General features: G+C 36.5%; 29 protein-coding genes and 2 pseudogenes. 23 read left to right on the top strand and 8 right to left on the bottom strand.

All coding sequences use genetic code 11. The annotated features are described in order from the left end of the window. Positions 1-71 precede the first annotated feature (71 nt). The 16 genes from KUH03_RS40540 to KUH03_RS40615 all read left to right on the top strand — a co-directional run bounded on the left by KUH03_RS40540 (position 72) and on the right by KUH03_RS40615 (position 8,429). Entirely contained in the window at positions 72-416 is a 345-nt protein-coding gene (locus KUH03_RS40540; RefSeq protein WP_257090247.1) for a PmoA family protein, read from the top strand. Then, entirely contained in the window at positions 413-949 is a 537-nt protein-coding gene (locus tag KUH03_RS40545; protein WP_257090248.1) for a PmoA family protein, read from the top strand. The genes KUH03_RS40540 and KUH03_RS40545 overlap by 4 nt, the downstream gene beginning before the upstream one ends. 573 nt (positions 950-1,522) lie before the next feature. Further along, entirely contained in the window at positions 1,523-1,705 is a 183-nt protein-coding gene (locus KUH03_RS40550; RefSeq protein WP_257090250.1) for a hypothetical protein, read from the top strand. Next, positions 1,683-2,711, top strand: coding sequence for a hypothetical protein (locus KUH03_RS40555; protein WP_257090251.1), 1,029 nt, complete (start codon positions 1,683-1,685; stop codon positions 2,709-2,711). The genes KUH03_RS40550 and KUH03_RS40555 overlap by 23 nt, the downstream gene beginning before the upstream one ends. After that, entirely contained in the window at positions 2,708-2,947 is a 240-nt protein-coding gene (locus KUH03_RS40560; protein WP_257090252.1) for a hypothetical protein, read from the top strand. Before KUH03_RS40555 ends, KUH03_RS40560 begins: the two co-directional genes overlap by 4 nt. Positions 2,948-2,955: 8 nt before the next feature. After that, positions 2,956-3,237 (top strand): hypothetical protein, encoded by a 282-nt coding sequence (locus KUH03_RS40565; RefSeq protein WP_257090253.1) that lies wholly within the window; start codon positions 2,956-2,958, stop codon positions 3,235-3,237. A gap of 419 nt (positions 3,238-3,656) precedes the next feature. Beyond that, complete coding sequence (locus KUH03_RS40570) at positions 3,657-4,103, top strand: hypothetical protein (RefSeq protein ID WP_257090254.1); 447 nt, start codon at positions 3,657-3,659, stop codon at positions 4,101-4,103. Between the two features lie 207 nt (positions 4,104-4,310). Further along, positions 4,311-4,748, top strand: a complete 438-nt coding sequence (locus KUH03_RS40575; RefSeq protein WP_257090255.1) for a hypothetical protein — start codon at positions 4,311-4,313, stop codon at positions 4,746-4,748. Positions 4,749-5,130: 382 nt separating this feature from the next. Next, positions 5,131-5,220: a hypothetical protein gene (locus KUH03_RS40580; protein ID WP_257090256.1), complete on the top strand. Its 90-nt coding sequence runs from the start codon at positions 5,131-5,133 to the stop codon at positions 5,218-5,220. Between the two features lie 94 nt (positions 5,221-5,314). Continuing rightward, a complete protein-coding gene (locus KUH03_RS40585; protein ID WP_257090257.1) occupies positions 5,315-5,644 on the top strand; it encodes a hypothetical protein in 330 nt (109 codons plus the stop codon). 150 nt (positions 5,645-5,794) lie between these two features. Further along, positions 5,795-6,007 (top strand): hypothetical protein, encoded by a 213-nt coding sequence (locus KUH03_RS40590; protein WP_257090258.1) that lies wholly within the window; start codon positions 5,795-5,797, stop codon positions 6,005-6,007. Between the two features lie 58 nt (positions 6,008-6,065). Then, entirely contained in the window at positions 6,066-7,049 is a 984-nt protein-coding gene (locus tag KUH03_RS40595) for an alpha/beta hydrolase (protein ID WP_257090259.1), read from the top strand. 139 nt (positions 7,050-7,188) lie between these two features. After that, a complete protein-coding gene (locus KUH03_RS40600; RefSeq protein WP_257090260.1) occupies positions 7,189-7,326 on the top strand; it encodes a hypothetical protein in 138 nt (45 codons plus the stop codon). A 77-nt stretch (positions 7,327-7,403) separates the two neighbouring features. Further along, positions 7,404-7,835, top strand: coding sequence for a hypothetical protein (locus tag KUH03_RS40605; protein ID WP_257090261.1), 432 nt, complete (start codon positions 7,404-7,406; stop codon positions 7,833-7,835). Further along, complete coding sequence (locus KUH03_RS40610) at positions 7,832-8,077, top strand: hypothetical protein (protein ID WP_257090262.1); 246 nt, start codon at positions 7,832-7,834, stop codon at positions 8,075-8,077. The genes KUH03_RS40605 and KUH03_RS40610 overlap by 4 nt, the downstream gene beginning before the upstream one ends. Before the next feature lie 109 nt (positions 8,078-8,186). Next, a complete protein-coding gene (locus KUH03_RS40615) occupies positions 8,187-8,429 on the top strand; it encodes a hypothetical protein (RefSeq protein WP_257090263.1) in 243 nt (80 codons plus the stop codon). A 1,241-nt stretch (positions 8,430-9,670) separates the two neighbouring features. On the opposite strand, the gene KUH03_RS40620 is transcribed toward KUH03_RS40615, so the two are convergent. The 3 genes from KUH03_RS40620 to KUH03_RS40630 all read right to left on the bottom strand — a co-directional run bounded on the left by KUH03_RS40620 (position 9,671) and on the right by KUH03_RS40630 (position 12,251). Next, complete coding sequence (locus KUH03_RS40620; RefSeq protein ID WP_306429335.1) at positions 9,671-10,195, bottom strand: GNAT family N-acetyltransferase; 525 nt, start codon at positions 10,193-10,195, stop codon at positions 9,671-9,673. Between the two features lie 86 nt (positions 10,196-10,281). Beyond that, positions 10,282-10,701, bottom strand: coding sequence for a Crp/Fnr family transcriptional regulator (locus tag KUH03_RS40625; RefSeq protein ID WP_257090265.1), 420 nt, complete (start codon positions 10,699-10,701; stop codon positions 10,282-10,284). 368 nt (positions 10,702-11,069) lie between these two features. Continuing rightward, entirely contained in the window at positions 11,070-12,251 is a 1,182-nt protein-coding gene (locus tag KUH03_RS40630; RefSeq protein ID WP_257090266.1) for an MFS transporter, read from the bottom strand. A gap of 85 nt (positions 12,252-12,336) precedes the next feature. On the opposite strand from KUH03_RS40630, the gene KUH03_RS40635 reads away from it, so the two are divergent. Beyond that, positions 12,337-13,188 carry an AraC family transcriptional regulator gene (locus KUH03_RS40635; protein WP_257090267.1) on the top strand — a complete coding sequence of 284 codons (852 nt, stop codon included), beginning with the start codon at positions 12,337-12,339 and terminating at the stop codon, positions 13,186-13,188. 1,042 nt (positions 13,189-14,230) lie between these two features. Here the strand turns inward: KUH03_RS40635 and KUH03_RS40640 are convergent. From KUH03_RS40640 to KUH03_RS40650, 3 genes and pseudogenes are all read right to left on the bottom strand, one after another. After that, a pseudogene (locus KUH03_RS40640) lies at positions 14,231-14,798 on the bottom strand (ClpP family protease). A gap of 125 nt (positions 14,799-14,923) precedes the next feature. Further along, positions 14,924-15,196: a hypothetical protein gene (locus KUH03_RS40645; RefSeq protein WP_257090268.1), complete on the bottom strand. Its 273-nt coding sequence runs from the start codon at positions 15,194-15,196 to the stop codon at positions 14,924-14,926. Next, positions 15,177-15,710, bottom strand: coding sequence for an RNA polymerase sigma factor (locus KUH03_RS40650; RefSeq protein WP_257090269.1), 534 nt, complete (start codon positions 15,708-15,710; stop codon positions 15,177-15,179). The genes KUH03_RS40645 and KUH03_RS40650 overlap by 20 nt, the downstream gene beginning before the upstream one ends. A gap of 367 nt (positions 15,711-16,077) precedes the next feature. On the opposite strand from KUH03_RS40650, the gene KUH03_RS49925 reads away from it, so the two are divergent. The 6 genes from KUH03_RS49925 to KUH03_RS40670 all read left to right on the top strand — a co-directional run bounded on the left by KUH03_RS49925 (position 16,078) and on the right by KUH03_RS40670 (position 20,496). Continuing rightward, positions 16,078-16,464, top strand: coding sequence for a Pr6Pr family membrane protein (locus KUH03_RS49925; RefSeq protein WP_373564579.1), 387 nt, complete (start codon positions 16,078-16,080; stop codon positions 16,462-16,464). Then, a complete protein-coding gene (locus KUH03_RS49930) occupies positions 16,461-16,781 on the top strand; it encodes a Pr6Pr family membrane protein (protein WP_373564580.1) in 321 nt (106 codons plus the stop codon). Before KUH03_RS49925 ends, KUH03_RS49930 begins: the two co-directional genes overlap by 4 nt. A gap of 197 nt (positions 16,782-16,978) precedes the next feature. After that, positions 16,979-17,452, top strand: coding sequence for a hypothetical protein (locus tag KUH03_RS40655; RefSeq protein WP_257090270.1), 474 nt, complete (start codon positions 16,979-16,981; stop codon positions 17,450-17,452). Between the two features lie 175 nt (positions 17,453-17,627). Next, positions 17,628-18,479 carry a serine hydrolase gene (locus tag KUH03_RS40660; RefSeq protein WP_257090271.1) on the top strand — a complete coding sequence of 284 codons (852 nt, stop codon included), beginning with the start codon at positions 17,628-17,630 and terminating at the stop codon, positions 18,477-18,479. Positions 18,480-18,829: 350 nt separating this feature from the next. Further along, positions 18,830-19,168, top strand: a complete 339-nt coding sequence (locus KUH03_RS40665; RefSeq protein WP_257097800.1) for a DUF3471 domain-containing protein — start codon at positions 18,830-18,832, stop codon at positions 19,166-19,168. Positions 19,169-19,410: 242 nt separating this feature from the next. Further along, positions 19,411-20,496: an Imm5 family immunity protein gene (locus KUH03_RS40670; RefSeq protein ID WP_257090272.1), complete on the top strand. Its 1,086-nt coding sequence runs from the start codon at positions 19,411-19,413 to the stop codon at positions 20,494-20,496. Between the two features lie 73 nt (positions 20,497-20,569). On the opposite strand, the pseudogene KUH03_RS40675 reads toward KUH03_RS40670, so the two are convergent. Then, a pseudogene (locus KUH03_RS40675) lies at positions 20,570-20,775 on the bottom strand (helix-turn-helix domain-containing protein). 1 nt (position 20,776) lies between these two features. Beyond that, the gene (locus KUH03_RS40680; protein WP_257090275.1) at positions 20,777-21,148 is read right to left on the bottom strand and encodes a DUF2975 domain-containing protein; all 372 of its coding nucleotides are present in this window, start codon (positions 21,146-21,148) and stop codon (positions 20,777-20,779) included. Positions 21,149-21,292 lie beyond the last annotated feature (144 nt).

The following is a 21,292-nucleotide window of genomic DNA, read 5'->3' on the forward strand; positions in this document are numbered from 1 at the left end:
CCCATAGTCTCCGCCCAAAAAAGCAATTCATAACCGTTCGGGAAGACAGTGCACGTAAAGAAATTATCGTTATGGCAGATGATAGCCCCTTCACCGCGTTTATCTATCCAGATAATTTGGAAAAACCTACATTGTATCCGATTTTTGCAGCCAATGGCGAAGTTATTACCCGAGGGTTTCCATTGGCCCCACGTCCTAATGAACCAACGGATCACCCCCATCATATAGGCTTGTGGATGAACTATGAAAGTGTCAATGGTCTTGATTTTTGGAATAACTCGTCTGCCATACCCGAAATTAAGAAAAACAAATATGGCTGGATAAAAACAACGGCCATTTCCGAAACTAAAAGCGGTACAGCAGGTGTCATAAAATACACGGCAGACTGGTGCGACATTAAAAACATGTGCTATTGAAAGAGCATACGGCATTTACTTTTACGGCAACGACCAACTTTCGAGTCATCGACCGGACGACAACATTTACTGCTATGGAAGCTGTTTCTTTTGCCGATGTTAAGGATGGGCTATTAGGCTTGCGCGTGGCACATGAACTGGAATTGCCTTCCAAAGAAGAACGGCAGTTTACAGATATGCATGGTTCTGTAACAACAATTAAGGGTAATTCTGAGAGTAATACCATAGGCCATTACATAACAAGTGAGAATAAGGTGGATGATGATGCTTGGGGTACGCGTGGGAAATGGTGTATGCTTTATGGACAAAAGGGAAAGGATACTATTAGCATTGTGATCATGGACAATCCAGATAATGTCGGTTATCCGACCTATTGGCATGCACGGGGCTATGGTTTATTTGCAGCCAATCCGCTCGGACAAAAAGTTTTTAGTAATGGAAATGAAGTCTTGAATTTAAGATTGGAAAAGGGCAATTCAGTTACATTTCGCTATCGTATCCTCATCGCATCGGACAAAAAAGGTTGTCAATAATGGCAGTCAACAGATTATGGGAAGAATTTGCTTTTTCCAATAAGAGGGATCGGAAGTAATAGCGATTTACCTTTGGTAACGCAGTGTACAATTTTGTTTCAGCTATAGTTCGAAGGAAATTGACTTGAATAATTTATTTAGGTGAATAAAATGATCTTATGAAGAAGCCTTCAGTTTTATTAGGAGCTGCAGTTAAGTAGCGAAAACACAAATGAAAAAAGTAATTTAGAGATAATTTTCATTCTGTTTTAATAATCTTCATAATTATAGGATGTGAATACATACTATTTTTGTATTCACTATACAGGGCCTATCATCTATATGGTTCTGCTGTCAGTTATCTCATGCTTTGGGCTTACGGTAGTCGGCAATTATCAGGGTGTAATGAACTTGCTATTCTACGTCACGTTTACTTTTCTTTTATTGGCTTCTTTAGGTTTTCCACGTATGAAATGCACAGCGATAGAAGATCATTAATACTAATAAAAATGATTCTCAGTAGTTTTCGACTACCGTTCATAAGACATAGATTTCAATAAGTTTTTTCTAAATTAGATCTTATAAATTGATCTCATGAAAAAACTTCCAATTTTATTCCTTTTACTGATTTCTAATACACTCTATTCTCAAAATCTTACGCCGTACGAAAAAGGTAATGGCAATCAATCCACTACTTATGAGGAAATGCGTGAATTCTATCGGGGATTGTCAAGGCAATTTCCAGCGATCAGTTATGAAACAAGGGGAGGACGATAATAAGGCTCCGATTGATGTAGTGATTTTCAACCCTTCAGAACAAACTTTGGAAGGATCAAGAAAAGACAAGTCAGTGTTGTTTATCAATAACGGGATTCATCCAGGTGAGCCAGATGGAATCGACGCAACAATGATGCTGATGAGAGATTTGGCGACAGGAAAAATAATAGCACCTAAAAATGTAATTATCGCTGCCATAGCTAGCTATAATATAAGTGGAATGTTAAACCGAAATGGTTTTTCTAGGGCGAATCAAAACGGGCCAGAGGAGTATGGATTTCGTGGAAACGCTAGAAATTACGATTTAAATAGGGATTTTATAAAAACAGATACCAGAAATTCGAGGAGTTTTCAGCAGATTTTTCAATGGATAAAACCGGATGTGTTTATTGACAACCATGTCAGTAATGGTGCAGATTATCAATATACGTTCACCTATATTTCTACCAATAAAGAGCGTTTGGGAAAGGAGTTAGGAGACTATTTTAATGGTCATATGCAACGAAAACTGCTTATGGATCTTGAAAATGACGGTTTTATTTCCGTCCCTTATGTCAATATTCATAATGATGTTCCCGATGGTGGTTTTCCAGTTTTTATGGATTCGCCACGATATGCAACCGGCTATACAAGTCTATTCAATGTAATTGGTACCGTCGTGGAAACACATATGTTGAAACCTTATAAAGAACGGGTAAAGGCAACATATGATTATATGCTATATAACCTCAAATTTATTGATGAGAACCATAAAGCTATCCGACAAAAAAGAATAGAAAATCTCAAACAGTATCGTATAGGAATAGATATCCCATTATGTGGAAACTCGATTCTACAAAATATGAAAACATCGATTTTAAAGGTTTTGAGGCTAAATATAAGCCGAGTGAAGTTTCCTCAGAAAGTAGATTATGGTATGACCGAAATGCCAAATTTTCAAAACAAGTTAAATTGTATAACAGCTATATCCCGACCAAAGAGATTACTATACCAAAGTATTATGTGATTCCACAATCCGAATGGAAAGTTCTTGATTTATTGAAACTCAATCAGATTAAATTGAATCCAATACAAAAGGATTCTATTATTACTGTCGAACAATATAAGATCAAAGATTTTAAGACAACTTCAAGCCCCTATGAGGGACATTATCTCCATTATGATACTCGCGTACTCAAAGAATTGAAGAAAATTAAGTTCAGAGCTGGGGACTGCTTAGTCCCGCTGAATCAAGAGGGGTAAAGTTTCTTTTGGAAACACTCGAACCAGAAGCGATTGATTCCTATTTCAACTGGAATTTCTTTGATGCGATTTTAGGCCAAAAAGAATACTATTCGGCCTATGTTTTTGAAGATACTGCTGCTAAACTTTTAAAAGAAGATAAAGATCTAAAATCTGCATTTGATAAAGAGAAAGCAAGCAATCCAAAATTTGCTGCTGACGGAAAAGCACAGTTAGATTGGGTATACAAACATTCAAACTATTATGAAAAGTCACACCTTCTTTATCCTATTTTTAGGATTATGCCTTAGGTACTTATAAATAGCAGAGATTCTGTTACAGATTTCCCTAATTGAGTTACACTGATTATTACAGTTCTTCAGAACTTTGTGTCTATAGGTAAAACAAAATAATATGCAAACAATATTAGGTGCCAATGGACAGATTGGCGAAGAACTGGCAAGGGAGCTTAAGAAAAACTTTACTTCAGCTATTCGCATTGTCAGCAGAAATGCAAAAAGGTAAATGATACGGACGAGGTATTTTCAGCCGATCTTTCCGTATACGAGGAAGCAGTTGAAGCAGTGAGAGGAAGTAAAATTGCCTATTTTACATTAGGTCTTCCGATTAATTCGGCATTGTGGGAAGAACAGTTTCCCCTTATTTTAAGGAACGTGATTGACGCTTGTAAGATCAATGGAACAAAACTTGTATTTTTGATAACACTTACATGTATCCTCAGAATGATCATGCTTTAACTGAAGAAACGGCATTTGCTCCAGTAGGAAGAAAAGGGAATGTAAGAAGGAAAATGGCCGAAATGGTATTAAGTGAAATCGAATCCGGTGAACTAGACGCAGTTATATGTCGGGCACCTGAGTTTTATGGACCAGATAAAACCCAGAGCATTACCAACACCCTCATTTTTAACAATATTAAGGAAGATAAGAAACTCAGGGTACCATTGAGCGATGGTAAGAAAAGAAGTCTAATATGGACACCAGATGCAAGTCGAGCAACGGCTTTGATTGGAAATACACCTGATGCATTTGGCCAGACCTGGCATCTTCCTGTTGACAAAAACACCCTACCTACAAGGAGTTTATTCGTATCGCGTCTGGTATTTACAATAAGGAACTACAGTATGCCGTTGTGCCAAGGTTTGTATTTAAGATAGGAGCACTATTTAATAAGCGATTAAAAGAGCTACTTGAACTTCTTCCAAGATATGAATATGACAATATATTCGATGATTCAAAATTTCGGAACAGATTTCCGGAGTTTCAGGTAACATCATACCATCAGGGCATCAGTTTGATAAAAATGAACAGCTCACAATCAAAATATAATAAGTAAATTCGTATGTAAACTCGACAATGAACACATGAAAACCCCGGAGAAGGTTTCATCAATTAGCACACTGCATCAATTTTTGGGATTGACAAAACCTTCAAATCCATTGATCAGTGTATTTAATTTTGATCAGGTCAGGCTAGAATCAGAAACTATTCTCAGCGCGGTGACGACAGATTTTTATGTTATTGCTTTAAAGAAAGACTGTGCAGGAGGAAAATGCAGGTATGGTCAACAATATTATGATTTTGATGAGGGTATCATGTATTTTATCGCTCCACATCAGGTATTGCGATTTAAAGATGTACTATTGAACGGTGTTCAAGGCTTTGTTCTGGTTGTTCATCCAGATTTCCTACATGGATATACATTAGCATCCCAGGTAGGAGCATATGGATACTTTTCCTATACAGCAAATGAAGCTTTGTATCTTTCGGATAAGGAGGAAAATCCATTACAGATATTATAAACAATATTGAAAAGGAAATAGATACGAATATGGATGCGTTCACACAAGATTTGCTAATCTCTAATCTTGACCTCTTATTAAAATATTGTGACCGTTTTTATAACCGTCAATTTCTGACAAGAAAAAAAGCAAACAACGATCTACTTTCTAAACTGGAAATCTTATTGGATGATTATTTCAAGAATGATAAATTGATTGAAAATGGGATCCCCAGTGTTCATTCTATTGCAGCACAATTGAATCTCAGTGCAAACTATCTCAGTGATATGCTTCGGGTTCAAACTGGACAAACAACACAACAGCATATTCAGAATCGGCTTGTTGAAAAAGCGAAAGAATTGCTCTCAACCACCGAGATGTCTGTTTCGAAATTGCATACCATTTGGGCTTTGAACATCCGCAATCTTTTCATCGCTTATTTAAAAGCCGTACCTCGATTTCTCCATTAGAATTTAGGGTATCATTTAATTAGTGCCTGTTACAGAGATTAGGCTACAACTTTCCTTATTTCGGTTACTTCATTTCAACTGTTTCTAGAGAACTTTGTTATACTAAAGGAAATAAAGATGAGCATGCTGAAAATCTTAATTATTGTGACCAATGTTGGTGTATATGCAAATAGTAAGCTAGCAACCGGTTTATGGTTGAGTGAGCTGACCCATTTGTATCATGCTGCGAAGGAGCGGGGCTACACGGTTACGATTGCGAGCCCTAAAGGAGGTGATATTCCCGTCGATCCCGAAAGCCTCAAGCATTTTACACTTGATCAAACTTCTAAAAGATATTGGAATGAGGACAGTTTCCGAAAATTGTTGAATAATAGTAAGCGATTGACCGAAGTCGCAGATGAAGATTACGATTTGATCTATCTTGCGGGGGCATGGTACGATGTATGATTTTCCGGATGATTTAACAATACAATCGATCATTAAGACACAGTACGAAAGTGGGAAAATGTTGCTGCGATTTGCCATGGTGTAGGGGACTACTTAATGTCAAGCTTTCCAATGGCGAATATCTGATCAAAGGAAAAACAATTACTGGCTTTGACTGGTTTGAAGAAACAATTGCTGGTAGAAAGAAAAAAAGTACCGTTTAATCTTGAAGCGGCTATCAAGGCACGTGGAGCGAATCTTAAAAAGGCGTTTATCCCGATGACTTCAAACGTAGAAGTCGATGGCCACCTTATCACAGGACAGAATCCTTTTAGTTCCAAGGAGATGGCCAAGATTGTTGTCCGACAACTTGAGGGGAAATAAATTAATAAATTGAACTCAACGAGCTACAATAGTTACGTTAATCATTAAAATTCTAATTATGGCACAGAACATGAAAGCGGAAAACGATCCGCAAATCCTTTTGGATATCCGAGAATTTTTGAAAGCGCTAAATAATAGCGGCGGTAAACCATTAGAAACATTGACACCCGAAGAGGCAAGACAAGTACTAGTCGATGCACAAAAATCAGTAAAAGTCGACTATTCTGGTATTACCGAAACAGAAAGAGAAATTACGCAGGACGGATTTACAGTGAATATACATATTGTAAAACCAACAAATGCTGCTTCCGAAAACCTTCCCGTATTTATGTTTACGCACGGCGGCGGTTGGATATTAGGAGATTATCCAACACATCGGAGATTAGTACGGGATTTAGTGGTAAATAGCGGTGCAGCTGCAGTGTTTACAGATTATACGCCTTCGCCTGAAGCCCAATACCCTGTTGCTATCAACCAAATATATGCCGCTACGAAATGGGTCTCTGAAAATGGCGCTGAAATTGGTGTAGATGGTCAAAATTTGGCTGCTGCCGGAAATAGTGTTGGTGGCAATATGACTGCTGTTCTCTGTCTAATGGCCAAGGACAAAGCTGGTCCAGAGATAAAATTTCAATTGTTGTTATGGCCGGTCACAGATGCCGATTTCTCTCGTGAGTCTTGGCAGAAATATGCTGAAGGACGATTTCTTACAGCGCCGTTAATGAAGTGGATGTGGGCGAATTATCTACCGGATACCGCAAAACGTAAAGAATATTATGCAACACCTTTCAATGCTTCTATAGAACAGTTGAAGGGACTTCCGCCGGCATTGGTGCAGCTAGCGGAAAACGATATCCTGTTTGACGAGGGATTAGCCTATGCTAGAAAATTAGATGAAGCAGGTGTCCCAACTACTATTCAAACTTATAATGGGTTTATTCATGACTATGGATTATTGAATCCTTTGGATCATATCGAAGCAGTGAAGCTTTCAACAGAACAGGGCGCGCTAGCGCTCAAAAAGGCGCTATTTAGAAAGTAGCAGCAAGTGAATTTTAGATTAAGGTATATATTTTATTCGGTGATGGCGTAAAAGTTATATTAGAATAAAGTATATACCTTTATTGTCTGGTAACGAACTGTTTACATTCACATTTGAGATTAAAAAAATAATGAGTTAGATGAAGTACATAGTGAAAGATATCATAAGTTTGACAGATAGGAAGAGACATTTTATTGAACGCTTTGTTGATGATCTAAGCGCGATAGAACACATTGAGGCGATTGCATTGGGGGATCACATGCGACGGGAAGAGTAAATGAAAACTCCGATATTGATATAGCCATTTATTATAACGAAAAGCAGCCTTTTTCAATCCAAGGCATCAGAGAATTTGTGAAAAAATACACAATGGATGATACTCCGGTAGTCGTTGGTTTTTATGAATGGGGACCATGGGTAAACGGTGGCGCTTGGATGCATACAGAAGTAGGAAAAGTAGATCTTTTATATAGAAATATAAATCAGATTGAAAATACGATTGACGAAGCACAAGTGGGCAAATGGGAAAACCATTATGAACAACAGCCACCTTATGGATTTACATCAATGATTTATTTAGCAGAATGTATTGCTTGTATTCCTTTGTATGATGCAAAAGGTATTATAAATCGGTTAAAGCGGCTGGCCACAAAATATCCCCAGGCATTAAAAGAAAGTGTGATAAATAGGCTCTCTGGTCAGCAGAATTTACATTGGCGCATCTTGATGGCTTCACTTCAAACAAAGACATGTACAATCTGTCGGGAAGCTTTGCCCGTATATTGAAAAGTTTGGTGGAAACATTGTTTGCATTAAATGAAACATATCCTATCAGCGACAAGTATGCCATCCAATTGCTTTCAAAGGCAAAAATTACGCCTCAAAATCTTGAAAATAAAGTGAATGCTATTTTGACTTTGGATATAAAATCCTTGGAGAAAAATACAGCCGAATTGAAAAATCTATTTAATGATGTAGTCCTTCTCACCAAGGGTTTATATCACCCAAAATTTGATTTTAAGAAGTAATACAGATCGGACCTATTTGAATATCACTGGAAATAAGAGGTAAATATATGTTGCTTTAGTATCTTCGGTATTTTTGGCTGCTGTTTGCACAACTTTTGGGGCCCTGCTTTTGGCGGGTGATTTAACTGCAGCTGTTTTAGGAGCTGGTGAAGTTATTTTTGTAGGCGCGACCTTAGACTGTTGTTCGGTTGAACTAAGGGTATTTTTGGCTGCTGTTTGCACAACTTTGGTGACCCTGCTTTTGGCGGGTGATTTAACTGCAGTTGTTTTAGGAGCCGGTGATATTGTTTTTGTTGGTGCGGGCTTAGGCTGTTGTTTGGTTGAACTAGGTGTATTTTTGACTGCTGTTTGAGCGACTTTAGGTTGTTGATTATCTACGTTTGTCGTTTTAGTAACTGGTTGAGCATCTTTAATTAGTGTTTTTTTAGCTGATGCTTTAGGTGTATTTTCTTTGATAGGAGTAGACTTACTCTTATCAACAACAAGTTCTTTTTTATAAGTTTTTCTTTTGCTGACTTAACGCTTTTTTTTCTTTAAATCCTTACTTTTAATACCTTCTGTCAATAATTTGGCGGTTTTTTCTATCCGGTTACGAAACTCCTTTTCGCTTAAATGGGCACGCAAATACTGATTGCACCCTGTAGATGAATAATTACTTGATTTTTTAATTCTTTTTTAGGAGATTGAATTTTCGCAGATTTTGCCATAATTTATTATTGTTTTCGGAATTAACATAAATATAACATTAATTTAAGCATAAATACAATAAGTGAAAATAAATTTTGTTGACCAATAACCGATATATTGAAAGGGCTTTCTACTCGTATCTGGGAATATTCAATAAAAGTTGAAATTGTAATAGTTACATAGCATTTAATATCATAGTCTTCAGTATGATTAATAGTCTCAAGTAGCGTTTTCATAATTTTATCTTTTATACGATTGGGAATTTGAGTGATTTTTAAAATTTTCAAGAATTCAATTTGGGCTAAATTCTATTCATCTTCAATAATTTTATCAAATAAGCTCCATTTGGTATGATCTCCTGCATTTTTTGATAAACTTATTTCGTCATTAAATCGTCGCAACTAGTCACTATTTTTTCAACAAGATACCAGTACCTTTTAAGTTTGGCTAAACAATTCGAGATAAGCACATGCTTGTCTAAGATTTGAACATATAAAATACATAACAATGCCAAAAGATATTTTCTTGTTCCGTTAATAGGTTTGTTCCTTATGGGTAAATCCATTTTTAGTGTTTACAGTTTCAGATCGGAGGTTGGAGATCGCCATAGCCCAGCAATGGAAGATTCAATAGTGACAGCAAAATTAAACCGTATTATAAAGAAATATAGGGAAATTGATAAGTCTAGATTCGTATTTATGGACAAATATGATAGTAACGCCTGTTATCAAGGATCAATAGGGCTAATCTCTTTAGACCCAGTTAAAAATTAGCTGTTACCGACGGAGCCAGGTTTCATCTTACGATGAAACCTGGCAAATTTGATGATGTGAGATGGTCGCATACTGGAGACGGTCAGTGTATACCAATATTCATGATTTCATGCTTTAAAGCCAGTACGATGCCTCATAACGCTAACTTACTATCAAAATCTGAGCTGACAAGAACGACTGATGTCTCAATTTGTCGCAAGGGGATATTCCAATATTTCCGCAGTAATTCTTCTTTTTCTATATGGCTAACTTGACGAAAGCCGTTTTTTACATAGAAACCAATTGCCCAATTGGCATTAGCCCAAGTGCCAATTAGGATGGGCTTATTTGTAAGTGTTGAAAGGTGTTTTAACAATTTGCCACCAATTCCATTGTTTCGGGCTGTCGTCCTCACATATGCGTGGCGGATTAGGGTCACATCTGATTTGTGTTGAATCCCCATTACACCAAGTATAGTGTTATCTTTGTGATAGCACCAAAATTCAACCCCATCAGCAATTTGTTCCCGCAACTCGTGTTCATCCATATAAGGCTCTTTCCACCGGTCTTCAGGTATCTTACCCTTGTAAGCTGTAGATGCATCGTTAATAATTTCGTAGATCGTATCGAATTCTGAATTTAGACTCTTACGTATCATATCCCTTGACATATAATTCATGAAATATTTTCTTTTGTTATTTTATAAATCAAAGTTATAAGACTGAGATCGCATAGTGCTTTACATATGTTGATAAAAATATTATTTTAACTGCTTACGAATTCTGCTAAGCTGAGTGGGGTAATACCGAGATGGGAAGCGATATCCCGTAAGGGTACGTAATTCTCTATATTAGAATGACGTTTTAAAAATTTCTCATATCTAATTTGAGCTTCCTCCATGACGATGGATACTTCTCGTTCTTCTTTATCGATGACCCAGTTCTTTTCAAGATAATGAATATAAAAGGATTTTAGGTCGTCTGTTTGGAAAAGCAGTTCTCTGAACTTTTTATAGGAAAGACTCAATAATGAACAGTGGGTTATGGCTTGAAGGGTAAATTTTGAGGGACGATTTAGAATGCAGGAAACTGTGGATGCGACAAAGTCACCCCCAACGGCAATATTCTTGTTATAAATTTGTCCCTTTTCATCACTTATATATGCTCTTAAATAACCTGTGTGCAAAAAGCAAAACTCCGCCCAATGGAACCCTGTTGCACAAGTACTTGATTTCTTTCGAGGTTCACAACTGTTGCTATTTTTAAAAGATTCTCAAATGAAACTTGTGAAATTTTATGATATGAGTATATTTTTTCCTTAAAGAGTTGTTTCAACGATTCTTCCATAGGGATAAAAATAGCAAATTTAAGATAGTAGTAATTGCGTCGTGTAAATTTTGTGTTTGTTTTATAAAGTATCGATTGTGCTTTCTATTGTCGTTTATTTCTATAACAATTCTTTTATTAAATTATGTTAGAATACACAAAAGCAACCTTTCCGTTGCCGGAGGTTGCTTAAGTTACACCACAAAGCAGCTGATATCGTTTCAACGTTTATTCACAGACCGATGGAGCAAGTTTTGCGTGCATTGTCTCTTCACTTTCTGTATTTTCTTTTGGAAAACTGACGAAACTCATAGCGAATGTTACAGCGAGCAACAGAATACTTACCCATAAAACATAATGAACTCCGTAATATGCACTTATTATTCCACCGAGAAATGCACCTAAGGATATGCCAATATTGAATGATGAAGTAAGTAAGCTATTGACAAATTCTAAGGCATGATGAGGAACAGACTGTGTCGTTCTAATATTTGAAACTAAAAAGCCTCCCGTATGAATCATTCCCCAAAGGGAAACAATAACGACCATTGGCGTGAAGATTCCACCAAGGTAGTAAGCTAAAACCTGTACTGTAATTAAAGAAGCCAAAAATAGTCTTGCAGTCAATAGCACATTTCTATTCAGGGCTAATCCCATAAGCCAGTTTCCTAAAGTTCCCATGCCACCAAAAAGAAGCAACATGATACTGATCTGTGCTCCATCCATTTTTGTAATTTGCTCAAGATAGGCGGTAAGATAAGTATAACTAGAAAACATTGCTGCTAATGTACAAATGGTAGAAATCAGATTGAGCCACAATTGCGGGCTTTTTAGAACAGACATCTGATTCTGTGCAGATTTTGTGTTATCTGCAGGGATCGAAGGTATGAAGAGTAATAGACCGATAAAGGCAATCAAACTGATTGCGCTACTGAGGAAGAACGAAGCCTGCCAATTGTGGAAGAGATCTACAGCATAGGTCGTTAATGGAATACCTAATACTGTAGCTAAGCTTAGCCCTAACATCACTGTAGAAACACCTTTTGCACCACTGTTTTTAAAAGCTATGGCAATAGAGATATTCCAGAATAGGGGATGTAAAATGGCTGGTAGTATACGGGCGACCATGAGTACCGAGAAATTTGACGAAAATGCTGAGATTAAGTTTGAGAAAACGAATATGCTCATGACCAAACACAAAAGGAGTTTTCGATTTATTTTGGTCGTGAATGAAGTGATAAAAGGAGAGGAGACTGCGACAGTTATGGCAAAAGCACTAAGCAACCACCCCGCAGTATCTATCGATACGTGGAATTGCCGACTAATTGTCGGAAGGATGCCAACTATCCCAAATTCAGTGGTGATTATGCCAAAGGCGCCCAAGGCCAGGACGTAGATTGAATTTTTCATTGATGTCTAAAATTTATGTATAGCAAATTTGAACAGAAAAATTCTGAAAAATCAGTATATTTTAATGATAAATAGGTATTTTTACATGATGAAACGTGAGAATATCGACCAACTTGTCAAAGTAGAACATCATAAGGAGGTAAACTGTCCACTAAAAGACAATCAGTTCTCTTTTTTTCAAATCATATATGTGATTTGCGGAAAAGGATTCCTTAAGATAAATAACAATACAGCCTCATACAGCGAAGGCAGCCTGATCCTCCTTACACCAAATGATCAGCACTATTTGGAAGTTGTCGAGAAAACGGAACTTTTGCTTATCAAGTTTAGCGAACGTTATGTTAAGGATTACAAATGGAACAGTATTAATTCTATGGAGTGCCTATTATACGGTGCTTCCTATTTGTCGGGCTGCATCTTACAGAATAAACCTGATGTTATTTTGGTTGATTCGATTGTATCGTCGCTTCTTCATAATATCAATCATCCAGACCTCTTTCATGAAGAGCTGACACTACACTATGTGAATGCTATTATTGTAATTGCTGCACGCAATATTTCAAAGATGAGAGTAGAGCATGTAGCCTCGAATACAGACAAGAGGGCCTTGGATATCATTAATTATATCCAAGGAAACATCCATGATCCAGCGCTGCTAAAGGTTTCTTCCATAGCACAAAAATTTGGTTTCTCTGAAAGCTATCTCGGTAGCTACTTTAAAAAGCAATGTGGTGAAACTATCCAGCATTATATCTTGAATTATAAAATAAGATTGATTGAGCATAGGCTTCTTTTCAGCGATATGCGGGTTAATGAAATTGTTTCCGAATTTGGATTTTCCGACGAAAGCCATCTCAATAAATTCTTTAAAAAGCGGCATGTAATGAGCTTGACTGAATTCAGAAAGACAAAAGGACAAACAGCGCTACAAGCGTAAATAAGACATCGGAGCTACCTGTACCAAGAAATTCGATAGCAAACGAATGATAGAGCGCTTGAATAAATGATTAGAATTGATTTGCGATAAATATATAAGTGGAAAATAGTGAAACATCTGAATAGTTTCGGGACATAGTAGAAAAGGCAGTACTTCGTAGGGAAAAGCTGAAAGAGATACTCATTGTTTTTTCTAAAGACGAAATAATTAGGTTTCAGGAAGAATTTGTGGATACTTCTATTGAATTACAGTGTGAACCATATACTGATTATATGGAAGAGTCTGAAGATGGGATGGGACGAATAGTCATGTCATAAGAACGAAACGCTATACATCAAATATAAGATTGTGGTTCGTTGTGGTGAAAAATAACGTAGTTTTAAATTGAATTTAACGTTAATCTGTGATCAACGCTTTGAAAAAGTCATAGAAATGATTGAAACTACTTAACGGAGGTTCATATTTTGAATGTATACTTGGAAATATATGAAAAAAATTATCTTTAGGTTTTCGCTGTTTAATCTTCTACTATGTGTTATATTATTTATCTTTTATAGAATTGTTATTGGTGGATTAGAGCCTGCCGGTACAACTCTTTTGATAGTTTTCTTATTATTATGGATTTGTTTCTAAGTCTTGGGTTTTCAATGCTATATGTTGTTGCTATTTGCGTTAGTACCTTGTTGTTTTTTCTAAATCAAATTGAAAAAATTAGAAACAGTTATTTTTTGTCCTTATTGACATTTTCAGGAATTCCGTTTTTGTGTGTTGTTTTTCTAACTGTCACTGTTTTGGTTGATATTTACCAATATAGTGTAACACTGATTCCATTAAAAATACTGTTATACTTTTCAATAATCTATTTACTATGTACTGTTGTTGAATTTCTAGTGTTCAGAAAGAAGCTTAGAAAAGTAATAGATAGCTGATTTGAATATAGATGTGGAAAAGCTAATTATATACCTTCGCTAGCTAATATAATAATCGTTATTGACTGGAAATTGCCAATAACGATTGTATACTATCAATGACTTAGAGCTCATTAGGTCAAAACTTCGTCTATTATTCCAAATTCTTTTGCTTCGGCTGCGACCATCCAATGATCTCTGTCACTAACATCGTGAACTTTCTGATAGCTTTGGCCGCTATGCTTGGCAATAATATCATAAAGTTCTTTTTTATTTTTAAAACTTGATTGGCAGTAATTTCAATATCTGATGCCTGTCCTTGCACACCTCCTAACGGTTGGTGCAACATGACACGTGCATGCGTCAGCGCGCTTCGTTTGCCCTTAGCGCCACCACAAAGTAATATTGCACCGAAAGAAAGGGCCATGCCGGTACAGATTGTGGCAACATCCGGACTAATTAATTGCATGGTATCGTAGATACCAAGTCCAGCATAAACTTCACCGCCTGGAGAGTTAATATACATGTGAATATCTTTTTGGGGTCAACGGACTGAAGGAACAATAGTTGGGCTTGTACGATATTTGCAATATTGGGTTCGACAGGAGCTCCCATAAATATAATACGGTCGATCATTAACCTGGAGAAAACATCCATCTGTGATACTCGCAACTCGCGTTCCTCGGTAATATAGGGTGTCATTGCATGGGGATACTGGAGCTTTCAATATGTGCAATGTAATTATCTACCCTTTCTTTTGGGACATAGCAGTGCCCGGCCGCAAATTTGCGGAACTCATTTTTGTCAATATTCATGATTTTGGAGATTTATGGTTTTCTAAACAGCCGCATTACTTTTTGGCTAAAACGTATGTATTTGGGTTGTGTAAATAGTGTTTGATGTATAGCTTCAATTTCACTTTTTAACTGCTTGCGACCATATCCTTGTATGGCTTCGTAAGCTTTTTGTTGCATGATTACTTTCTCCGCCAATTCCTCGTCCAGCAACAAATGGGCTTCGAAAAGCAATATTTCACTAGGATGGTTTGTGCCTAGGAGATGAGTTTCTATCTGTTGGGTTTCATTCCATGAAGTCGTCATAAACCAAGGATTTTTCTTTAACAGTTTCTCTCACTTTCTCTAAGCATTTGTATTTTTGAACAGTAGCACTGCGGGTTCCTGAATACCCGAATTCATCTGCGATCTCTTGAAGTGACATCTGGTCATAGTAAAAGCTTTTTAATAAATCCATACATTTGCGTCCTGCAGTCTCCAGGAAGCGAAGCAGTCGTTTACTTGAAGGAGACTCATCGTTCGCTAATGGGATTTCAATATGATCTAAGGGTAGGTTCTGGCTCGTTTGATAATAACGTTTCAACCAGAGGTTTTTGGCTGTACCGACTAGATATCCAATATCATTCGTCAATACAGTTGGAGTCTGCGTAGTCTTTTCATAATATACCACCAAGGCGTCTTGAAATACATCCTTGGCTTCATCAAAGTTTCCTCCCATACGACTGACATATTTGGCGACTGCTGGAAATGCACTTTTATACAGATCCATTATAAGCGTCTGTCGCCTCATGGCTCGATTTGAATTACTAATACTGTGCATAGTATAATTATCTTTTATAACAATGTACCAATTGTGGTCAAAGTATCACCTTTTATTTTGAAAAAAATTATCTTTCTTTTCGGACTATTACAGTCAACATGTAGCTTAATCTTTTAGATTTTGCTATCTTCCTGGTATTTTCTAATTTTTATGACAACGATTACCCATCTCTATGCAGACTGACTATTGATTCAGAAGATGCAGTACGTTGATAAAGCTAACGATTTTTGCACGAATATAAATTCATTAATAGGAAATAAAACTAACCTCAAGGAGCAAGCCGTTAGATGCAATGTTTGGATTTACTTATGACGAGCCTTGGAATTTAGTCGATAAATTGCCTATTTTTAGGTAGTAAATAAAGAATATGATTTTGTCTCAAAGAAGCCTTGCTGCTTTCATCGCAATATTAAGCTGGACCGCTATTGGTGCTCAGTTTTTAATTAGTTGCAGCAATTCCTCTATTGCGATTAGCGAATTAGTCGTGAGGTTCTTTAGTTATTTTACAATCTTGACAAATCTCATGGTTGCGATTTGTTGTACTAGTATCGTACTGTTTCCGAAGAATAAAATAGGGCTCTTTTTTGCGAAACCGACAACAATCACAGCAGTGACATTGTATATTCTGATTGTTGGACTTATCTATAACCTGATACTTCGTTTCCTGTGGCAGCCTGCTGGAATAGCTAGGATTGTGGATGAAATGCTCCACTCACTTATTCCCATTTTGGTTCTAATCTATTGGGGAGTATGATTGATCAGCGTATTATACACTGGAGATCTATATTTAACTGGTTATTGTACCCCTTTGTCTATTTGCTCTATACTTTGTGGCATGGAGCGCTTTCTGGATTTTACCCTTATCCTTTTGTAGATGTTTCTGAGCTGGGTATGAATAGCGTACTAACAAATAGCGTGATTATAACTGTGGCCTTTCTGCTAATAGGATTACTCTTAATCCGAATAAATAGACGAATAGCCCAAAAAGGTAGTAAATGCACACGGACTAAATCCAATCGAAATATACTACGAATATATTTTTATTTGCATCAGGAAGGAGCTAGTCTATAAAAATTTTCTGTAGTATCTATAGATCGAGTCAAGTCTGTAAGATCTATCTGGACATATAATATATGCTTAAAGATGGTTATATTTAAAGTTATATAATCCGTGCCATGGTGATAGCCGACAAAAGAAAGCCCATAAGAAAGTTGACGATAAGATTAATGCTTCTGTGTATTATTTTAAGTCTATGTGGATGTGCTTCGTTGAAGCAGACGAGCCCAGATAGTATGCATGAAATTTCGGAACTACAGCTCTTCGATGGAACTTATGAGAATCTAACAAGTGATCATGAGGGGAGCGAATTTTCGTCTCTATGGAATCAGCTTATCCTGAAAAATGAAATTGATACGTTGGATTTCAAGAACGCGAAAATAAGACTCAAGGCAATCGGAAGGAGCCAAATCAAAGCAACTTGGTTGGATAGAGGTCTCGAAAAGAAAAGCATTGTGCTAAAAGGAAAGTTAAAAGGCAATTATTTCGTATCTCAGCATAAGCGTACCATCATACCTATCCCACTAATATATGGAATGATCCAGAATAACCAATTCCAACTCTGGTTGGACCAAGATAGCCAGTTGCATGTGGATAGGCTGCAGAATAGGTGGGGCTGGATATTTGTTTTCCTAGCGGGAACAGATAATACGTCTAACTACAAATACATAAAGGTGAAGGAATAGGAACGTAATCGAGTTTTGGTAGTATTGGTGAAGCTTAGCTATTATTAATTGATGCCATCAAAATTTGTAAAAGAGATTAGTTCAGATGGTAAATTTACAATTGGGTTTTGCGATGAGATACCACATTTGCGTGAATGATAGCGAATGAGTAGATTAGTATAAAAATCAATTCGATATGAAAGCCCTATTAACCTGTATTTTTTGCTCATTGATTTCCCTTTCGCTATTTGCCCAAGTACAAAAAAATAAAAATGATCATTTTGCTGCTATTGATTCGGTACTAGAACGGGTTTTAAGCGATCATCATGTCGCTGGTTTTGCAGTCGCGGTGGTGAAAGGGAATAAGGTCATTTATAGTAAAGGATTTGGCTATCGTGATATCGTCAATAAGAAACCCGTCACACCCAATACGCTTTTTGCCATAGGTTCCAGCTCCAAAGCTTTTACGGCTTCATTGTTAGGTTTGTTGAGGCAGGATGGTAAACTGACATTTGAGGACAAGGCGGTGACGCTACTTCCTAAGTTGAAGTTCTATAGCGATGAGATGGATAATCAGATTATTCTTCGGGATCTCATGGCGCATAGGACGGGTTTGTCTAGGTATGATTTATCCTGGTTTCTATTTAATAGCGATAACAAAGACAGTCTGATAACACGTGTTAAGTATATGAAACCTAGTTCGTCTGTACGGATGAAATGGTATTATAATAACTTTATGTATCTGGCACAAGGAATGATTGTTGAACGATTAAGTGGTAAAACTTGGGAGAAAAATATACAGGAAAGATTTTTCAATCCTTTAGAGATGACGCGTTCCAATACGGATATTCAGACATTTCAAAGAGATAGTAATGCTTCTTTACCCTATACTGTCTCTAAAGATAATGTGATTAAACAGATTGATTATTACAATATTAATGGAATGGGACCGGCTGGAAGTATAAACAGTAGTGTTAGTGACATGGCCAACTGGCTAAAGATTTGGCTCAACGGGGGCGTTTCAATGGGAAAGTTATACTGCCAGTAGATTATATTAGTGAGGCTGCAAGTTCTCAAATGGTTATGGACACAGCATTACCGGACAAACACAAAGACATTTTCCTCTCCAATTATGGTTTAGGCTGGATGATAGGTTCCTACAGAGGGCATTATCAAGTAGAACATGGGGTAATATAAATGGTTTCTCCGCAAATGTTGCATTTTTTCCAACTGATTCTCTGGGAATAGTGGTATTGACCAATCAAAATGTTTCTAAGGTCCCCACTGTCGTAAGGAATTCTATTGCGGATAGGCTACTCCAATTAGAGCCAATCGATTGGAATGGTGAAAAAAGGCTGAAATTGAAGCTTCTCGTTTAGTTAAAAAGAAGAAGAAAAGATTCCTGTCCCATCAACAACACCATCTCATAAGCTGAAAGATTATACTGGCTCCTTCGAGAATCCCGCCTATGGAATTATTAAAATACATCTTAAAGATAATAACTTATACACTGTGCTTGGTTATGAAAACATTATTCTCAAACATAGGCATTATGATGTTTTTGATCCAAGGTCAGTAGATAAAAATGGGGTTGCAGACACGGAACCAAGCAATCTTTTATTTAATTTTTTTAGCGATGTGGATGGTCAGATTCAAGGTATAGGAATTTTACTTGATGGTAGTGAAAAACCGATTATGTTTGATCGTAAGGCAACGCCTGTTGGCGCAATGAAGTAAAAGTTGATGTAAATAAATATAATAAGTACGATCAAATAACCCATGAATCATTGTGTTTATAATAAAGCGAATTATAGATGAACGCTATCAAATATCAATTGATAGGTCCCCTTAACAGGAAATAAGGTAGATTTAAGTGGAATTTAGTTTTCGATCACAAATAAAATGATGGAGTATAATAGTAGATTGGTGACTAAAATTAGTAAAAATGGAAATACAAACCTCTTCATAAAAGTTAGAGAATGCTAATAGATATAATCAAAGATGCTAAGATAGAATTGCTTAAAAATGACCTCGGACATTTGCCCTTGATGAATAGGGCTCATATCGCTGAAAACCTGCGTGATCCGATAAAGATTAATAAGGTTTTCCTAGCCTGCTGTAAACTTGTCTATTCGACTTTAGAAATAAATGACAGTCTATTGTCCAATATCTTGAACAAAGCGGAACGCCATTTATATGGAAAGGAAAACTTTGATTTTAAAATGCTTTATGACAAAAACAAAAACTATTTAGAGGCAGTTAATTTAAAACCCCTTTCGGATGTTGGATTAGCCTGTTTGGCTCTTTGTGGGAGCATTTATACTGATGCTGCAAGCCTATTCGATATTGACGATTATGAAGATGATAATTCTTATGATCCGGAGAGTTGGTCAACAGATTTTTGTGCGGCAAATGCGTTCGCTGGTGGAAATCCTTTCTCCCATGAGGGAAGTAAAGAGAAAAGAGTACAATTTTGGAATTTCTTTTTGGATACTGTGGTTACAATCTCAAATTCTCCGAATCTTTCTGTGGTTGATAAAATAGAATATGAGGAACAAGTACCCATCCAAATGGACAGATCAAAAGTTTATGTTGATAGTTTTATCAAGAATAAAATTGATCGGGTTGTAGAATTAATTTTGAAGGATTTGAAAAATTCTATTGGGGAGGCATATTGGAATCGGGTGGAAATAGAGGGGCAAGATATTGGTGGTGTAGGTATGAAAGGATACTATTTTGACGCCAATGATCATGGAGAAAGATTAGAATTAACATATTATTTATATGATGGAGAGGAGTCAACTGTTAAATTATTGAGTGCGGTAAAGAAGTATATATACCAACAAAGCCCAGAGGAAGGTACCTGGTTTTCTTATAATTTGCTGATATATCCAAATGGAGAGTATCGCATCGTGTATAATTTTGACAATCCAAAGATTTATGCAGACAAACAGCCATCTTTAGAACCGTTTATAACGGAATTTACCAACTATCCAAGAACTAAGAGTTTTACCCCAAAATGGTGGCAGTCTATTGTCACCCAAAATAATCTGGAATACTTATGACAAACAAATTGTTAATTTGCTTATGGATAGACAGGAATTGAACAGGACGATATCCTGAAATCTAATGCGCTTTTTAGTCTTCCAGAAATTCCAAGATATCGCCTGGTTGACATTCCAATGCTTTACAGATAACTTCCAATGTACTAAACCTTATCGCTTTGGCTTTTCCAGTTTTTAAAATTGAAAGATTTGAAAGTGAGATGTCAACTTTCTCTGATAGTTCATTCAATGACATTTTCTCTTGGCCATCATAACATCCAAGTTCACAATTATTGGCATCTTATACTGTTAAATCGTTTTCGTTTTGTAGTTCTATTCCTCTTCTGAAAATCACAGATATCACATAAATCACAGCCGCCATTAAAATAAAAGCTTGACTGTCTGTCCAGAATTGTGTTAAGTGTCCGATTTCATAGCCTTTTCGAATTATTCTACCGACAGTTTCTTGAGCAATACAGCTCAACAAACCAATTGAAAATGTAAAATAACTGATTCGTGTAATCTGTTTGGAAACTAAATTGCTAAATGGTTTATTTAAATCCAACTTGTGCATCATTTCGATCAGTAGATAAAATAAATGTGCTTTTAGTACCGCAAGGGCAATAATAAAAAAATAAATTGTATAAAAAGACATTCTGCTCTGATTGTACATCTCGGATAAATCAAGTTTTTGGTAAAGTCTTCCTACAAATTCTGGCTTGAAGATACTGAAAATGAAGTTAACGATAATGGCTCCAGCTTCAATCGATAATCAATAAATATGATCCAAACGATTATATATAATCCTTTGAATACG

Origin of the sequence: Sphingobacterium sp. E70, from assembly GCF_019285695.1 — a bacterium.
Taxonomy (GTDB): Bacteria; Bacteroidota; Bacteroidia; order Sphingobacteriales; family Sphingobacteriaceae; genus Sphingobacterium; species Sphingobacterium detergens.

What these genes read in the sequence shown, in the direction of transcription:
- KUH03_RS40600 (WP_257090260.1), top strand. Translation starts at nt 7,189, where the DNA reads ATGAAGTACATAGTGAAAGATATCATAAGTTTGACAGATAGGAAGAGA.
- KUH03_RS40650 (WP_257090269.1), bottom strand. Translation starts at nt 15,710, where the DNA reads ATGCACAGTATTAGTAATTCAAATCGAGCCATGAGGCGACAGACGCTT.
- KUH03_RS40645 (WP_257090268.1), bottom strand. Translation starts at nt 15,196, where the DNA reads ATGACGACTTCATGGAATGAAACCCAACAGATAGAAACTCATCTCCTA.
- KUH03_RS40555 (WP_257090251.1), top strand. Translation starts at nt 1,683, where the DNA reads ATGAAACAAGGGGAGGACGATAATAAGGCTCCGATTGATGTAGTGATT.
- KUH03_RS40595 (WP_257090259.1), top strand. Translation starts at nt 6,066, where the DNA reads ATGGCACAGAACATGAAAGCGGAAAACGATCCGCAAATCCTTTTGGAT.
- KUH03_RS40635 (WP_257090267.1), top strand. Translation starts at nt 12,337, where the DNA reads ATGATGAAACGTGAGAATATCGACCAACTTGTCAAAGTAGAACATCAT.
- KUH03_RS49925 (WP_373564579.1), top strand. Translation starts at nt 16,078, where the DNA reads ATGATTTTGTCTCAAAGAAGCCTTGCTGCTTTCATCGCAATATTAAGC.
- KUH03_RS49930 (WP_373564580.1), top strand. Translation starts at nt 16,461, where the DNA reads ATGATTGATCAGCGTATTATACACTGGAGATCTATATTTAACTGGTTA.
- KUH03_RS40585 (WP_257090257.1), top strand. Translation starts at nt 5,315, where the DNA reads ATGAGCATGCTGAAAATCTTAATTATTGTGACCAATGTTGGTGTATAT.
- KUH03_RS40660 (WP_257090271.1), top strand. Translation starts at nt 17,628, where the DNA reads ATGAAAGCCCTATTAACCTGTATTTTTTGCTCATTGATTTCCCTTTCG.
- KUH03_RS40540 (WP_257090247.1), top strand. Translation starts at nt 72, where the DNA reads ATGGCAGATGATAGCCCCTTCACCGCGTTTATCTATCCAGATAATTTG.
- KUH03_RS40575 (WP_257090255.1), top strand. Translation starts at nt 4,311, where the DNA reads ATGAAAACCCCGGAGAAGGTTTCATCAATTAGCACACTGCATCAATTT.
- KUH03_RS40630 (WP_257090266.1), bottom strand. Translation starts at nt 12,251, where the DNA reads ATGAAAAATTCAATCTACGTCCTGGCCTTGGGCGCCTTTGGCATAATC.
- KUH03_RS40680 (WP_257090275.1), bottom strand. Translation starts at nt 21,148, where the DNA reads ATGTACAATCAGAGCAGAATGTCTTTTTATACAATTTATTTTTTTATT.
- KUH03_RS40670 (WP_257090272.1), top strand. Translation starts at nt 19,411, where the DNA reads ATGCTAATAGATATAATCAAAGATGCTAAGATAGAATTGCTTAAAAAT.
- KUH03_RS40570 (WP_257090254.1), top strand. Translation starts at nt 3,657, where the DNA reads ATGTATCCTCAGAATGATCATGCTTTAACTGAAGAAACGGCATTTGCT.
- KUH03_RS40620 (WP_306429335.1), bottom strand. Translation starts at nt 10,195, where the DNA reads ATGAATTATATGTCAAGGGATATGATACGTAAGAGTCTAAATTCAGAA.
- KUH03_RS40550 (WP_257090250.1), top strand. Translation starts at nt 1,523, where the DNA reads ATGAAAAAACTTCCAATTTTATTCCTTTTACTGATTTCTAATACACTC.